Consider the following 15673-nt stretch of genomic DNA (forward strand, 5'->3'; position numbering starts at 1 on the left):
AGTTATGACGATATTGTGGAGCAAGTAAGTAGGGCGTGGAATACATTTCGCTCAGATATTGATAACGTTAAGCGTATCTGTTCGAGAAAATGGATAAATTTGATCACTTAATAAAAAGTATTGGTATTATCTACAAATGGCCTCAACTGCTCTCAACTATCATGTTAGAATTTTATCTTTATCGACATAGAAAGTGAGAGCGATATTGGTTAATTCTGATTACCAACAAGTGTTAAATGAGATTGCGGCACAGGTGCAGCCATTACTTTCTCAAGGGAAGGTGGCTGATTATATTCCTGCTCTAGCTGTGGTTGATGCAGAACAATTTTCAATTGCAATATACACCACAGATGGCCAGACCTTCTGCGCTGGAGATTGTTCTAAGCGCTTTACGATACAATCAGTATCAAAGGTAATGACACTAACACTTGCGCTACAACGTTACGGTGATGAGCTGTGGCATCGTGTAGGTAAAGAGCCATCAGGCACTGCTTTTAACTCTCTTACGCAGCTTGAGTTTGAAAAAGGTTTACCCCGTAACCCGTTTATTAATGCGGGTGCTATTGTTACTTGTGATGCTTTATATAGCCGTTTATCGGCACCGATGCACTCCATGCTTGAAACGTTTCGTGCTCTGTCAGGAAATGACACCATTGTTATTGATAAAAAAGTTGCTAACTCAGAGTATGAATTTCGCCACCGTAATGCAGCTATGGGTCACTTAATGAAGTCGTTTGGCAACTTTCATAATGAGGTCGATGATGTGCTATGGGCGTACTTTAATTTTTGCGCGATTGAACTTAATTGCGTGGAACTTGCAAAAGCTTATAACTTTCTTGCAAATAAAGGGGTTGATAATATCTCTGGCAAGGAAGTCCTTTCTAGTTTGCAAAACAAACAATTGAATTCGTTACTCTTTACTAGTGGTCTATATGATGCTGCGGGAGATTTTGGCTATCGAGTTGGTATGCCAGGAAAGTCTGGGGTATCAGGTACTATTTTAGCTGTATTACCTAATAAATTTACCGTTGCAGTGTGGTCGCCTGGATTAAATAGCTTTGGTAATTCTGTGGCAGGAATAGCAGCTCTGGAGCTGCTATCTAAAAAGCTCGATATTTCTATTTTCTAGTCACAAGTTTACTGCTCCCAGTAAACTTGCTCTAGGCAGTCTTCTCGTTCTGGCAAGCCGCGTGAAAGGCGAGGAGAGTGTTGCACTAATACTTCATAGCTGGCACGGTTAGCGTACTTACTAATTTGCGCTAGTGATGAATATGTCATGGCGGGCTGCTGATGTTTAGCTGAGTTACCCACATTAAGCTTATGATACACATTAGCTGATAAATCATGAAGCACGGCAGCTAGTGCACAATCACCCGCACCATTGGTATTTTTAATGCTATCAGGACCGCCCATAAATGGGGCTGTATGGCTGTAAGCTCGCATTGGATTTTCACAGTCAATTTTGCGCATCGCGCGTGAAAACTCATAACGATTGAAGTCTGCTATTGCACCTGGTAAAAGTGGATATTCAGTTTCTCGCTTGAACTTGTCGTCAACGTGGCCGGCCATAAATAGGCCTTTTTCTCCTGCTGTACAAATAACAAGATCAACCCAATCAAGGGCTTTATCTGCAGCTAGGAGTGGATCTTCAAATCCGGTGATCGCAAAGCCTTCTTCTTCATTCATGGCAAGAATATCAACATGTTCAGCAACAAAGTTAGCCCACCAAGTTGGATCTTGTTCAATTAAAAATTTAGTACCAAGAGTTAGTACGACTGGTACATCAGCGTCGTTTGCGTATTTAACCGCTTGTATGGTAGCTTCGGTCATTGTTTCGCTACCTTGAGTACGCATTAAGTATGCGCTGATAACAAGAGCAGATGAGTTTTCTATTAGCTCTTTATCGATAGATTCTGGGCGTAAGTGATTCATCAACCCTGCACTGATTGCAAAGGTACGCTCACCGCTGTCATCAATTAAGGTGAAACAGCGGCCGATTGGGCCATCAACAGGTTGCAAGTAATCAAGGTCTACACGACTTGATGTGTTGCATAAAAAGCGATAGGCGTAACTACCAATCTTAATATTTTCGCTCATGACACCCAGTAGCACAGAGCGGTCATCAGCAAGCACTGAATAGTTGTGCATAGTGTTACCAATTGTACCTCCGGCAAACTCATAATCAATCATGTCGTTGAGCTTTAAGCGGTCATAAAGTGCGTTGGTGATTTCACTATCAATTACTTGCGACATACCTCGGCGCAGCTGAAACTCATCGAGGAAAGCTTGATCAACTTTTGCTTCGATATCAACTACAATTTGATCAATACCTGTGATGTAGCTGCGCTGCAACTTATCACTGGCGTTGAGTTGATTCGTTAGTGGATCTTTGGCTTCCACCGGAAAATAATGTTTATGCCTGCGGCGTCCAGGAAATTTCATTTGCTACCCGTGTGTTGTGAGCTAAATAAAAAAAGCGGGAGATTATAGCGCAAATCACACAGGCTGAGCCATGGTTAAGCGGTTTTAATTTGTTTTATTTTTGTCATTAATCAGCTTGGTAGTCATTTTTGTGTTCTAAGTGAGTATAATAAAACAATAATTAGTGAAAGATTAAATAAAATGAACGAGCAATTTAGTGATCAGTATTGGATGGAAAAAGCGTTAGAGTACGCAAAAGAGGCTGAAAAACTCAACGAAATCCCTGTTGGAGCTGTACTTGTTAAAGGTAACGAACTCATTGGGGCTGGCTATAACCGTTCGATCACAGATAATGATCCCTCTGCCCATGCTGAAATGATCGCAATACGTGAAGCAGGTAAAGCACTGCAGAATTATCGCTTAATTGATTGCACGCTTTATGTAACCTTAGAGCCATGTTCAATGTGTGCGGGGCTTTTGGTACATAGCCGAATAAAAAGACTGGTGTTTGGGGCTTTTGATGCGAAAACAGGATCTGCGGGTTCCATTATGAACTTATTGCAAGAACCTAAATTAAATCATCAAGTAGAGCTAACCTCAGGAGTATTAGCTGATAAGTGTGGAGAGACTATTTCTGCGTTTTTTAAACGCCGCCGTCAGGAGATAAAAGCCCTAAAGCAAGCAAAGCGAGAGCAACAATCCTAACTTGACGGTGTTGAATCACTCTGCTCTGACATCCGCTGCATAGCGAACATACGGCGTCGCCAAATAACTTTTTTATGCAAATTTCGTAGCATAATTCTACGGCGGGTCGCGGTTGAAAAAAAGACGTTACGTTTAAATGAATGTGTGCGCCTACGCTTAAGCATGTTTTCTCCTGAATACGTGAAAGCAAGAAATAGTTAATTTAGATAATTTGTTGATACCACACATTAGTGATCAATTGATGACAAGTAAATAGATATTTTACCTGTTTTATGTTTGCTTTTGGCTGTGTGTTTTATCAGTCGCTTTATCTTTGGCCTTACCTATAGGGGTTTGCTGCTGTGTTACAGAAGCCGGTCCCATATCGCTATTTTCTTTAGGCGACTCAGGTTCACTGATAGCATTATTTTCATCAAGCCATACTAGCGCGTCATAGTAACGACGAATGTTATCAACGTATTTCACGGCGACATCACCACGAGAATAGCCATATTTTGTTTTTCGATAATAACGCTTTTTGATTAACAGGGGTAAACGCTTTTTCACATCAGCCCATTTATCGGGACTGGCACCTTGCTGTTCTGTAATAATACGTGCGTCGTTCACGTGGCCCCAACCAATATTATAAGATGCCAACGCAAGCCAAGTTCTATCGGGCTGTGGAACACGCTCAGGAATACGTTTAACCAGTTTTTCTAAATATTCAGCTCCCCCTTTAATGTTTTGCTCAGGTGCCAGGCGGTTAGTAACACCTACTTGTTTTGCCGTACCGCGTGTAAGCATCATGATCCCGCGTACGCCTGTGGGGGATTTTGCTGTTGGGTTCCACATCGACTCTTGGTAACTTAACGCTGCAAGTAAGCGCCAATCCAAACTGCCAGCATACTGTTCAAACCAAGGCTGATATTTAGGTAAAGTCTCTTTTATTGCTTCAATATAGGCAAGGGTGTTTACATAATTGAATTGACGCACATGACCAAAGTACTTTTCTTCGAGCACATAGAGTTGGTTATTTTGTTTTACATCGCCAAAAAAAGGCACCATTAGCGCATATAAGGAGTCATCTCCATCTTTTCGCATCAGCCAAGCAATTGGATCGTTGCGAGTAACTGAAAATCCAATACTTAAATTTGGATGGTAGCGGCGAAATAGCGATAAAGTGTGCGAATCGGCGAGTGTATAATCAATCTCACCATCAATCACAGCTTGTAATAATTCTTCTTCATCAAGGTCTTCGGTTTCTTGCCAATTTAAATTTGGGTGAGTTTGTTTTATTTGTTGTAGCGCTAAAGAATGACTACTTTTTGACAAAACGGTTAAATTACCTGTTAAGTCATCAAAGTCTCTTGGGCGAATTCGACCTTGCTTATACACAAGTTTTTGGCTGATCGTGCGATAAGTTGGTCCGAACCGATAGCGCTGAGCACGAGTTTTATCGTAAGTTAAACCTGAAGCAATTAAATCTAAATCGCCGTTATCTAGTCGAGAAAACATGTCAGATAAATTAAAAAAAGGCACCATCTCAAGTTCAACACCAAGATGATCGGCGAACTCTTGCGCCAACTCATACTCAAACCCTTGCTCGCCTTGAACAGCCTGATAATAGTTGCTTGCACCAGCTAGAGTACCTACTCTGATTTTGTTCTGAGTTTTTATTTGGCTTAACTGAGATGGCTGTTGTTGCATATCACAGGCACACAAAAGCATAACTAACGTAATGATTGTTATTAACTTTTGTTTGATCATAGTGCGCCCCTGTAATGCCCTGATACCCTTATATCAAAACTTTTGCATCGCGTCACTTGTCGATTAGTTTTATTGTGTTTATTCATGTTCATGGATACAAGAAAAGATAATTTTACGAAAAGCGTAATTTTGAGTTAAATCTAAGCGCCATTTGCACTATAATAGCCACCTAAAATATCGTTCAATCCCTAACCCCGGATGAAAATACCTATGTTGATCCTTCGTGGTGCACCAGCACTTTCCGATTTTAGAGTTCAGAAAATTTTAGCCCGTTGCCAACAGGCGCAACTTCCAGTCACCAACGTGTACGCCGAGTATGCTCACTTTGCTGATTTAACAGCAGAACTTTCAAGTGATGAGCAAACTAAGCTTGAGAAGTTACTTACCTATGGCCCAACGATCGCAGAACATACACCAGCAGGCACTTTGGTGTTAGTAACGCCGCGTCCTGGCACTATCTCGCCATGGGCTTCAAAAGCAACGGATATTGCGCACAACTGTGGTTTAACGCAAATTCACCGTGTAGAGCGTGGTATTGCTTACTATGTTGAAGGTGATTTGAACGCTGAGCAAGTTAGTCAGGTTGCAGCTCTGCTGCACGATCGTATGACAGAAGCGACGCATAACTCGCTAGAAGCTGCAGCACAGTTATTCCGCACTGATGCACCGAGTGAAATGTCATCTGTTGACATTCTAGGTGGTGGTCGTGAGGCACTTGCCAGTGCAAATGTTGAGCAAGGCTTTGCATTAGCGGATGATGAAATTGACTACTTGGTAGAAAACTTCCAAAAGTTAGGACGTAACCCGAACGACATCGAATTATTTATGTTTGCACAAGCAAACTCAGAGCATTGTCGTCATAAAATATTTAATGCTGATTGGACAATTGATGGCGTAGAGCAGCCAAAATCATTGTTCAAAATGATCAAAAATACCTACGAGAAAAACCCTGAAAATGTGTTATCAGCTTATAAAGATAACGCAGCAGTAATGACGGGCTCAAAAGCAGGCCGTTTCTTCCCCAATGCTGAAGGTGAATATACTTACCATCAAGAAAACATTGAAATCTTGATGAAGGTTGAAACCCATAATCACCCAACTGCAATTGCGCCATTCTCTGGTGCGGCGACTGGGTCGGGTGGTGAGATTCGTGATGAAGGTGCAACAGGCCGTGGTTCTAAACCTAAAGCTGGCTTAGTTGGTTTTACAGTATCTAACTTACGTATTCCTGGTTATGAACAACCTTGGGAAACCGATTTTGGTAAGCCAGCTCGTATTGTTAATGCCCTTGATATTATGACAGAAGGCCCATTAGGTGGTGCTGCATTCAATAACGAGTTTGGTCGTCCAAACTTAGTGGGTTATTTCCGTACTTATGAAGAGCAAGTAACTAGCCATAATGGATTTGAAGTACGTGGTTACCACAAGCCAATTATGCTTGCCGGTGGTTTAGGTAATATTCGTACCGACCATGTGCAAAAAGGGGATATTCCAGTTGGTGCTAAGTTAATCGCTTTAGGTGGCCCTGCAATGAACATTGGTTTAGGTGGCGGCGCCGCTTCATCAATGGCATCAGGTCAATCTAATGAAGATTTAGATTTTGCCTCAGTACAACGTGAAAACCCAGAGATGGAACGTCGTTGCCAAGAAGTTATCGATAAATGCTGGCAACTAGGTGATGCTAACCCCATTGCATTTATCCACGATGTTGGGGCTGGCGGTTTATCAAATGCATTCCCTGAGCTTGTAAATGATGGTGGCCGTGGTGGTAAATTCCAACTACGCGATATTCCAAATGATGAGCCAGGCATGGCACCACACGAAATTTGGTGTAATGAATCACAAGAGCGTTATGTGCTTGCTGTAGCTGTTGAAGATTTTGACCGTTTTGAAGCGATTTGTAAGCGTGAACGTGCGCAGTACGCTGTAATCGGTGAAGCGACAGAAGAGCGTCACTTAACGGTTGCTGATAGTCACTTTGATAACAGCCCAGTTGATTTACCGCTAGATGTGTTATTAGGTAAAGCGCCTAAAATGCACCGTGAAGCGAACACGCAAAAAGCTGTAAGCGAAGCGCTTGATACTAGCAAAATTGACGTAGCTGAAGCAGCAAATCGTTTATTACGTTTGCCTACGATTGCAGAAAAAACCTTCTTAATCACCATTGGTGACCGCTCGGTAACAGGCCTTGTTGCCCGCGACCAAATGGTTGGCCCTTGGCAGGTGCCCGTTGCTAACTGTGCCGTTACAGCAGCAACTTATGATACTTACCACGGTGAAGCAATGTCGCTTGGTGAGCGTACACCTGCTGCACTACTTAACTATGGCGCATCAGCACGCTTAGCTGTGGCTGAGTCATTAACTAATATTGCGTGTGCTAATATTGGTGGCCTTGAGAATATTAAGTTATCTGCAAACTGGATGGCTGCAGCAGGTCACCCAGGTGAAGATGCGGGCCTTTATGAAGCCGTTAAAGCAGTAGGCGAAGAGCTTTGCCCAGCGCTAGGCTTAACTATTCCAGTGGGTAAAGACTCAATGTCGATGAAAACTCAGTGGGATGAAAATGGCGAGCAAAAATCAGTCACCGCGCCGTTATCTTTGATCATCACTGCGTTTGGTCGCGTTGATGATGTACGTAAAACTGTGACTCCACAATTACGTACTGACAAAGGTGAAACATCACTTATTTTAGTTGACTTAGGTGCTGGCAAAAACCGCATGGGCGCGTCAAGCTTAGCGCAAGTTTACAAGCAACTTGGTGATGTAACCCCTGATGTTGACAGCCCTGAGTTATTAAAAGGCTTTTACAATGCAATGCAGGCACTTGTCGCTGATAATAAGCTACTTGCTTATCATGACCGTTCAGACGGTGGTTTATTTACCACAATAGCTGAAATGGCGTTTGCAGGTCACACGGGTGTAACTGTTGACCTTGATGGTTTAACTGGTTCAGATATCGAAGCACTTTATAACGAAGAGCTCGGTGCTGTTATCCAAGTTGCTAATAGCGATTTAGAGGCTGTGAATGCGGTATTTGCTGAGCACGGTATTGCTGCTATTAGCCATGAAATTGGTACACTTAATAGTGATGATACTGTGGTATTTAACCGTGCAGGTAAAGCTGTACTGAATAATACACGTATTGAGCTTCGTACAATTTGGGCAGAAACAACATATCAAATGCAAGCGCGTCGTGATAACCCAGATTGTGCTAAGCAAGAGTTTGATGCTAAGTTTGATGCGAAAGACCCAGGTCTTAACGTTAAACTTAACTTTGACTTAAACGAAGATGTAGCTGCACCATACATTGCCACTGGCGCTAAGCCTAAGATGGCTATCTTGCGTGAGCAAGGTGTTAACTCGCACCTAGAAATGGCTGCGGCGTTTAACCGTGCAGGTTTTGCTGCGGTTGATGTACACATGAGCGATATTCTTGAAGGGCGCTTGAGCCTTGAAGAATTTAAAGGTTTAGTTGCATGTGGTGGTTTCTCTTACGGTGACGTATTAGGCGCGGGTGAAGGTTGGGCTAAATCAATCTTGTTCAATGATATGGCGCGTGACCAATTCCAAAGCTTCTTTGAACGTCAAGATTCATTTAGTTTAGGTGTGTGTAATGGTTGTCAGATGTTATCAACATTAAAAGAGTTGATCCCTGGCACTGAGCATTGGCCACGTTTTGTGACCAATAAATCAGAGCGCTTTGAAGCACGCTTTAGCTTAGTAGAAGTACAAGAGAGTCCATCTGTATTCTTCAAAGGCATGGCGGGTTCTCGTATGCCAATCGCGGTTTCTCACGGTGAAGGCCATGCAGAGTTTGCCAATGATGCAGCTGTTAAAGCAGCCGTTGATTCAGGCACTGTAGCGGTTAAGTTTGTTGATAACCATGGTAACCCAACAACGCAGTACCCTAATAACCCGAATGGTTCGCCTGAAGGTATTACCGGTATTACATCTGCGGATGGTCGTGCAACAGTTATGATGCCACACCCTGAACGTGTATTCCGTGCAGTTGCTAACTCTTGGCACCCAGATGAGTGGAAAGAGGATAGCCCATGGATGCGTATGTTTAGAAATGCGCGTAAAAATGTAGGTTAAGCTACATTTATACACACTAGATTCAGAATCTAGTTGTAAAATAAAAGGCTGCATTGTGCAGCCTTTTTTGTCTACACTGTTCAAGGTTCAAGGTTCAAGGTTCAAGGTTCAAGGTTCAAGGTTCAAGGTTCAAGGTTCAAGGTTCAAGGTTCAAGGTTCAAGGTTCAAGGTTCAAGGTTCAAGGTTCAAGTTAAGGATAGTATGATCAAACGCATCGCATGGGGAATCGTGTTTTTATTGCTGAGTGTTTTAACACTTGGTTATGTATTTCGTATGCCTATCACTCAATGGGCTATAGCCCCGTCTTTGAGCCAATCAGGCGTTGAATTACATTGTTTAGATTGGTCACTCAATTCAAATATTAGCTTAAGCGTAAATCGATTATGTCTGACTTATCAAGGTCATCAAATTGAGCTTGGCGGCATAATAGCTGATACTAAAAAAATAACCGTTGGTCGCGCTAACCTTCGCTTAAATGATAGCGAGAGTGACTCATCAAGTAATGAACCCTTCAAAAAGCTGGCACTTAACTTACCCAAAGAGCGACCTAAAATTGAGATCAAAAGGCTGCTAATTACCCATCCACAACTTCATGATGAACTGACGGTTAGCATTGATGAGGAAAGGCTAAATACATTTGTGGTTTCAGGTGATGTTACAGCTGAGGTCGTAGTTAACAATCATAAAGTTGCTGGTCGTTTTAATCTAGCTGATGGGTTACTTACAAAGATAAAACCGTTACCCGCGCTTACATTAAACAGTGTGCATGCATTCACCTTTGACGGATTGTCCGTTGATATAAAATCAGATATAGATGCTGAGTTTACTCAAGAGTTTAGTCAGTGCCCTGTGATGCTAAATGCTTTTGGTGATGTAAATACTCACTACCATTTAAATGATAATAAAGTTTCGTTAGATGCGCAGCAATTAACGAGTTGGGTAGCGTTTGATAGTGCTTGTTTGGCGCTAATAAACAATCAATCACAGCGTGAATTTATATTTAAGCAGCTGCCTTTAAAGTGGCAAATTATGCTAAGTGATACAATTAAGTTTGAAAATGAACAACTTGTTATGCCGTCAATGTTATTAAACGCTAAAAATAGTGACGCGAAGCTCAGCCTGACAAACCTAGCAATTAATCTTCAGCAGCCATTAGAGCAAGCCAAAGGCGATATCAAGTTGTTATTTATCAGTGAGGATATTGAACAAGTAGAAGTAAATGCAGCTTTGAATAACTTGGCTATAAATGGCGATTACCAATTAAGCATCGATGAACTCCCTAATTTTTTGCCCGCATCAGCTAAAAAGATAGCAAGCAGGGGGCAATTTAAAATAGAGAATGTTTTACAACTTCAACAAAATGCGAATATAACCAGCGAGTTTACTTTTGCTGAGCTTAAGTTTGATAAATTAACAGCAAAGGATTACAAAGCCCAGTTCACGACTAAACTTGATGATAAACAAAATATACATGCAAGTTTAAATAGTCAATTACGCTCAGTGACTTATGAGCAATATCAATTGCTTGGTGTAAATAATCAATTATCAGCATCATCTAGCCTAGCCGTTGGTGAATTATTTGTGGATTTAAACAGTGAAACTAAACTTGCCCAATTTAACAGTGATTTTTTAAACCTGAGTAATATTCGTATAAGCTCTAAAGGCTTGCAAAGCAGAGCGTTGCAAGCCTCACATCACGTTTTTATTGATGAAATTGAATTAGTCGCCAGTCACCATGTATCTGCTGTGGAGCATCCATTTGAGATAACAATTGCAGAGCAAGCCGCGACTAAACTTAACCCTGTTTTACAGCAGTTTGAGCCATTAGCAACGCTGACCGACGGTAGCTTTAATGGCGTTGTTCGCGGAGATGTTAATTTACAGCAGGCTGAGTTTACATTACAAGTAGAGCAGCTAAGTGGCTTATATAACGATTATTTAGCGAAGCATTTTAGCAGCCGGCTAACGGGAAATTATAATTCAGGTCAGCTTAATGTGGCTCCCACTACATTTGAACTAAACGAGTTACGTGCGGGTGCTGTTGTGAGTAACATGGCAGGTAATTTAAGCATTGATAACTCTGTTGCACGCGCTTACCAGTTAACCGGTGATGTACTGGGGGGTCGCTTCGCTTTAGATAGCTATAAAATGACTAAAGAGGCTCAGCAGTCTCTGGTGATATTTGAAAATATTGATGCCAGTAAATTAATTACCTTAGATGATAAATCAGGCATTACATTAACAGGTCAAGTGAATGGGCGTTTACCTGTTTACTTTGATCAACAAGGTATATCGGTAAAGTCGGGTGAGTTATCAAACCAAGGAACAGGTAAACTAATTATTACTGATAATGCTGCTTTTGATGCAGTTAAAGCACAGCAACAGGAGTTGAGCCCAATTTTAAGCTTATTGGAAGATTTAGACATTCAAGGCTTAAAAAGCAGTGTTGATTTAAATTCTGATGGTTGGCTTTATTTAGGTGTAAACCTAAAAGGTTACAATGAAGAGCAGGCACAGCAGGTTAACTTTAATTACAACCATGAAGAAAATGTATTTACACTCTTAAGAGCACTACGCTTAAGTGATGAGATTACTCAAAAGGTTGAACAAGAATATTCAACAAAAGGAACTAAAAATGACTAAATGGCTGGTAATACTTACGGCGCTGGGTTTACTTAGTGCATGTACGCACCGTGTTGAAGTGGCGGCGAAAGAACCTATCACCATTAACTTAAATGTTAAGGTTGATCATGAAATTCGTGTGAAAGTTGATAAAGAGCTAGATGATCTATTTGGCGATGACAGTGAGTTATTCTAAGGAGCAATTATGAATTTATTAAAAAATAAAAAGTTAAATGTGATTACACTTTTAAGTGCCGTTTTTTTGTCATTTTCTGCTTGGGCAATAACGTTAGATGATGCAAAAAATCAAGGGCTTGTTGGTGAAGACAGCTCAGGTTATTTAGGTTTGGTCGTACAAAATGCAGAGGCGAAAGCGGTTGTTGATGAAATTAACGCTAAGCGTAAAGCACAGTATTTAAAACTTGCGAAAAAGAACAATTTGTCACTTGCTCAAGTAGAAGCGCTGGCAGCAGCGAAAACCATAGAAAAAACCCAAGCAGGGCACTTTGTTGAAGTAAATGGTGAGTGGGTTAAAAAATAAACTCAGCGCATTACTCAAGGGCATTAAAAACCGAGCTTACATGCTCGGTTTTTTACAGTTCTCTAATAAGGCTTGCCAAAAATCGATGCCTTTACGGCGTGCTAAATTGATATTGTGTTCAGGGATTGACTCTGGCTCATTATATTCATCTAACGCCGCGCTCATGCTTGCTTCACGTATTAAATGCAACGTGGGAAAAGGAGCTCGGTTAGTATAATTAGCGGCATCGCTTTCATCGCTATCAGCGAATACATAATCAGGGTGAAAATTCGCTATTTGGTATTTACCTTCAAATCCCTGTGCAACGAGTAAAGCATTAGCTAAATCTACTAAATCTAAAAACTCTTCAAAATCGCTAAAGCCTTGTTCAAACATGATAAGTGCTGTTTCACGTTCAGCTAAGCAATTAAGTTGATTGCACTGTTCAAGCATTTCCATTACCGCATCATCGATGCTAATACTTTGGCTGGTAAAATAATGAATACAGTTATTCTCGACCTCTTTACGAGCAAACGGGCAGAAGTTGTATTTGACGATAACATTTGAGACCCACTGACGAGTTTGTAGTTCTGCTAACGTGACGGTTTGATTGTTCATGATTTAATATACTGATTAATTATGGTGAGTGTATTTGCAATAGCGCCTTGGTTACTCATTAGGCATTTATTGGCCTGTATACCGAGTGCTTCACATAATTGAGGTTTGTTTGCATATAAGCAAAGTTGTTTATAGAGTTCGTCGCTACTTTTAACTTGTATGCAGCCGCCAAGTGCTATTAACTCTGGGTAAACATGGTTAAAATTATAGGTATGCGGGCCGGCTATTGCTCCAACAGAAAATGCAGCTGCTTCGAGCGGGTTATGACCACCACGCTCAATTAAACTGCCTCCAATATAACTTACTTTAGCCATCCCGTAGAGGCACTGCAATTCACCTAAGGTATCCGCTAATAATACTTGCTCATTAGCATAATTACCTTCGCTCCTGCGGCTAAATGTAAGAGAGGAGTCAGTTAATAGGTCGGCAACTTTATTAAATTGTTCTGGATGGCGTGGAGCAATAACCAATAATGCATCAGGGAACTGCGTTAGTAAATGTGAGTGAACTTGTAAAATTAGCCCATGCTCAATTGGGTGAGTAGAGCCTGCGACCCAGATAAAGCGTTGCTGATTATAAAGTGCCTTCAATTCAGATACAGTTTTAAGTTGCTCTGTGTTTGGTTGAATATCAAATTTAATTGAGCCAGTTACGACTACTTTATCAGGTGTTAGGCCGAGCTCAATAAAGCGCTGTGCATCTTGTTGGTTATGACTTGCAAGGCGTGTTATTGAGCTCATTATTACTCGGGTTAGTGGCTTTATTTTATTATAACCTTGCTGTGATTTTGCCGATAAACGCGCGTTTAATACTAATACTGGAATATCTTTATTTAGGCACTGCGCCATTAAGTTTGGCCAAAGTTCAGTTTCTAAAATACACAGTGCTTGCGGTTGTATATTCTTTAAAAAACGGGCTGTTGCCAATGGTAAGTCAAGTGGCAAGTAAAGTGCTTGTACGGAGTCTTTAAAGTTATTTTTTATCTGCTCACGACCTGTAGGCGTATTACAGGTGATAATAATTGCTAACTCTGGGTGCTGCGATTGTAGTTGCTTTATTAAAGGTGTCGCAGCAAGCACTTCACCCACCGAGGCACAGTGAATGAGCAAAGGAGAAGCCTTGTTAGCTTTTACAAACCCAAAGCGCTCAGTAAATTGATGGCGATAGGCCTGATTTTTTTTACCCCTTATTGCATATAGATAAAAAATAATTAGTGGGCTTAATAGATAAAGAATAAGCGAATAACAAAAGCGTGCCATTTTTAAGCCTCAAATAATAAAGGGTCATAATAACGTGGATACCTAATAAGCTAAATATGAAATTGTTAAAAAGCGTTATTTGAGAGAGTTTTGAGTGTTTAGTTTGCCCTAATTTGGTAATATTTGGCCACTTATTAGAAAATGTGTGATGTTATGGAATTCAAATTTATCAAAGCTGCAGTCGTAGCCAGTTTTTTAGCTGGTGCGTTTCCAACTATTGCTAGCCCCACGGCTTATTTACCAATTGGCATGGATGCGCAGCTTGATCACCAACTAGATACCTTATTTGCATTAACATCGGGCACGCCGATGGCTAAGCCATATCGTCTTACAGAAGTTGAGGCTGCGTTAAGTAAATTACAAGCTACACAGCCGGCTTTAGTAAGTGCAATTCGTGCTAAAATAAAGCCTTACCAAGGCACTGATAATATCACCCGTGTCGGTGTAAAACTCACAGTGGATGGTGATAAAACAGTAAAACTTGCCAATCAACGTGGAGTTAGCTCTGATGAATGGGGGCAGGTATTTTTTGAAGGTATTTGGCGACCGAACGATTACATGCTAATGCAAGTTGGCGCCGATTACCGCGCCAAACAGAATAAATTTACCAACTATAATAGTTTTATTAGTTTTGCAGGTGACGACTTACAGCTAAATATTGGCTATAAGGAACATTGGTTTTCACCGTTTAAGCAATCAGCGCAAATAATCTCAACCAATGCCCGTACCTCGCCATCAATTTCATTAGGTATGGTGGCGCCAGCGCATAATTGGTGGAACTTTGATTTTGAGCTTTATTACTCTGAGCTTGAGCATGTTGAAAAAGGTATTTTATATCAAGGTGAACTACATGATGGCACGCCAAAACTAGCTGGTACACATATTAGTATTGAACCTGTAAGCGGTTGGAAAATAGGTTTAAACCGTATGATGCAGTTTGGTGGCGGCCCAAGAGAAGTTGATTTTAGTGACGTAGTTAAAGCCTTTTTTGATCCTGCAGGCAATGATAATGCTGGTTTGGTCGAGGGTGGACGAGATAACGAGCTGGGTGATCAGTATGTCACAATCACCAGCAGTATTAATTTTGACTGGGGCATGCCAACAGAGTTTTACTTTGAATATGGTGGCGAAGATACTAAAAACCATAAAAATTACCAGTTTGGTAATACGGTCGCTAACGTTGGTTTATTTTTACCTCAACTCACCAAAGAATTATCATTTAGGTACGAATACACAAATATGCATAGTCTTTGGTATGTGAATCAAGTGTATCCTGTTTATGGAAATACTAAAGATGGTTTTAGTACAGGGCATTTTGCAGCAGACCAACGCTACCTAGAACAACACGCGGGCAGTTCTTCGGTTTACGCTGATGCACCTCCGACACAAGTTCACTCACTTGAGCTTGTGTATAATGATAATTACAATTCTTTTTGGCGTGCAAAGCTGACTACTATTGAAAATAAGAGCAACTATTTAAATGAGTTTGGCCAAACAACGGCGGATTATGATAAAGCCATTGAACTACAACTTAGTAATAACCGACAATGGCAAGACTATAATATTGAAACTACGCTAACGTATGGCGAAGATGTATTCGGTGATGACTATACATGGTTATCGGTGGCACTTTTTTGGTAATTAATAGTCTTAATTGTTTTTAAGTAATTAAAATACCGCAATAAAT

The 15673-nt window shown here is 41.0% G+C and carries 11 protein-coding genes; 7 read left to right on the forward strand and 4 right to left on the reverse strand.

What is annotated here, in order from left to right:
* Positions 1–205 precede the first annotated feature (205 nt).
* Positions 206–1129 carry a glutaminase B gene (gene glsB / locus QMA12_RS07400; protein ID WP_290209078.1) on the forward strand — a complete coding sequence of 308 codons (924 nt, stop codon included), beginning with the start codon at positions 206–208 and terminating at the stop codon, positions 1127–1129.
* A gap of 8 nt (positions 1130–1137) precedes the next feature.
* Here glsB and QMA12_RS07405 read toward each other — a convergent pair whose 3' ends face one another.
* Complete coding sequence (locus QMA12_RS07405; RefSeq protein WP_290209079.1) at positions 1138–2442, reverse strand: inosine/guanosine kinase; 1305 nt, start codon at positions 2440–2442, stop codon at positions 1138–1140.
* Between the two features lie 180 nt (positions 2443–2622).
* On the opposite strand from QMA12_RS07405, the gene tadA reads away from it, so the two are divergent.
* Positions 2623–3126 (forward strand): tRNA adenosine(34) deaminase TadA, encoded by a 504-nt coding sequence (tadA, locus tag QMA12_RS07410; RefSeq protein WP_290209080.1) that lies wholly within the window; start codon positions 2623–2625, stop codon positions 3124–3126.
* Positions 3127–3396: 270 nt separating this feature from the next.
* On the opposite strand, the gene mltF is transcribed toward tadA, so the two are convergent.
* On the reverse strand, positions 3397–4872 hold the full coding sequence (gene mltF, locus QMA12_RS07415) for a membrane-bound lytic murein transglycosylase MltF (RefSeq protein WP_290209081.1): 1476 nt from the start codon (positions 4870–4872) through the stop codon (positions 3397–3399).
* A 210-nt stretch (positions 4873–5082) separates the two neighbouring features.
* On the opposite strand from mltF, the gene purL reads away from it, so the two are divergent.
* From purL to QMA12_RS07435, 4 genes are all read left to right on the forward strand, one after another.
* Complete coding sequence (gene purL, locus QMA12_RS07420; RefSeq protein WP_290209082.1) at positions 5083–8967, forward strand: phosphoribosylformylglycinamidine synthase; 3885 nt, start codon at positions 5083–5085, stop codon at positions 8965–8967.
* A gap of 201 nt (positions 8968–9168) precedes the next feature.
* The gene (locus QMA12_RS07425; protein WP_290209083.1) at positions 9169–11610 is read left to right on the forward strand and encodes a YdbH domain-containing protein; all 2442 of its coding nucleotides are present in this window, start codon (positions 9169–9171) and stop codon (positions 11608–11610) included.
* Positions 11603–11785, forward strand: coding sequence for a YnbE family lipoprotein (locus QMA12_RS07430; protein WP_087533459.1), 183 nt, complete (start codon positions 11603–11605; stop codon positions 11783–11785). The genes QMA12_RS07425 and QMA12_RS07430 overlap by 8 nt, the downstream gene beginning before the upstream one ends.
* A 9-nt stretch (positions 11786–11794) precedes the next feature.
* Complete coding sequence (locus QMA12_RS07435; RefSeq protein ID WP_290209084.1) at positions 11795–12130, forward strand: YdbL family protein; 336 nt, start codon at positions 11795–11797, stop codon at positions 12128–12130.
* Between the two features lie 36 nt (positions 12131–12166).
* Here QMA12_RS07435 and QMA12_RS07440 read toward each other — a convergent pair whose 3' ends face one another.
* A complete protein-coding gene (locus QMA12_RS07440) occupies positions 12167–12727 on the reverse strand; it encodes a DUF1415 domain-containing protein (RefSeq protein ID WP_087533461.1) in 561 nt (186 codons plus the stop codon).
* A complete protein-coding gene (gene waaA / locus QMA12_RS07445) occupies positions 12724–13986 on the reverse strand; it encodes a lipid IV(A) 3-deoxy-D-manno-octulosonic acid transferase (RefSeq protein ID WP_290209085.1) in 1263 nt (420 codons plus the stop codon). Before waaA ends, QMA12_RS07440 begins: the two co-directional genes overlap by 4 nt.
* A 153-nt stretch (positions 13987–14139) precedes the next feature.
* Here waaA and QMA12_RS07450 point away from each other — a divergent pair, with 153 nt between their 5' ends.
* On the forward strand, positions 14140–15627 hold the full coding sequence (locus QMA12_RS07450; protein WP_290209087.1) for a capsule assembly Wzi family protein: 1488 nt from the start codon (positions 14140–14142) through the stop codon (positions 15625–15627).
* Positions 15628–15673 lie beyond the last annotated feature (46 nt).

Origin of the sequence: Pseudoalteromonas sp. APC 3893, from assembly GCF_030408095.1 — a bacterium.
GTDB lineage: Bacteria > Pseudomonadota > Gammaproteobacteria > Enterobacterales > Alteromonadaceae > Pseudoalteromonas.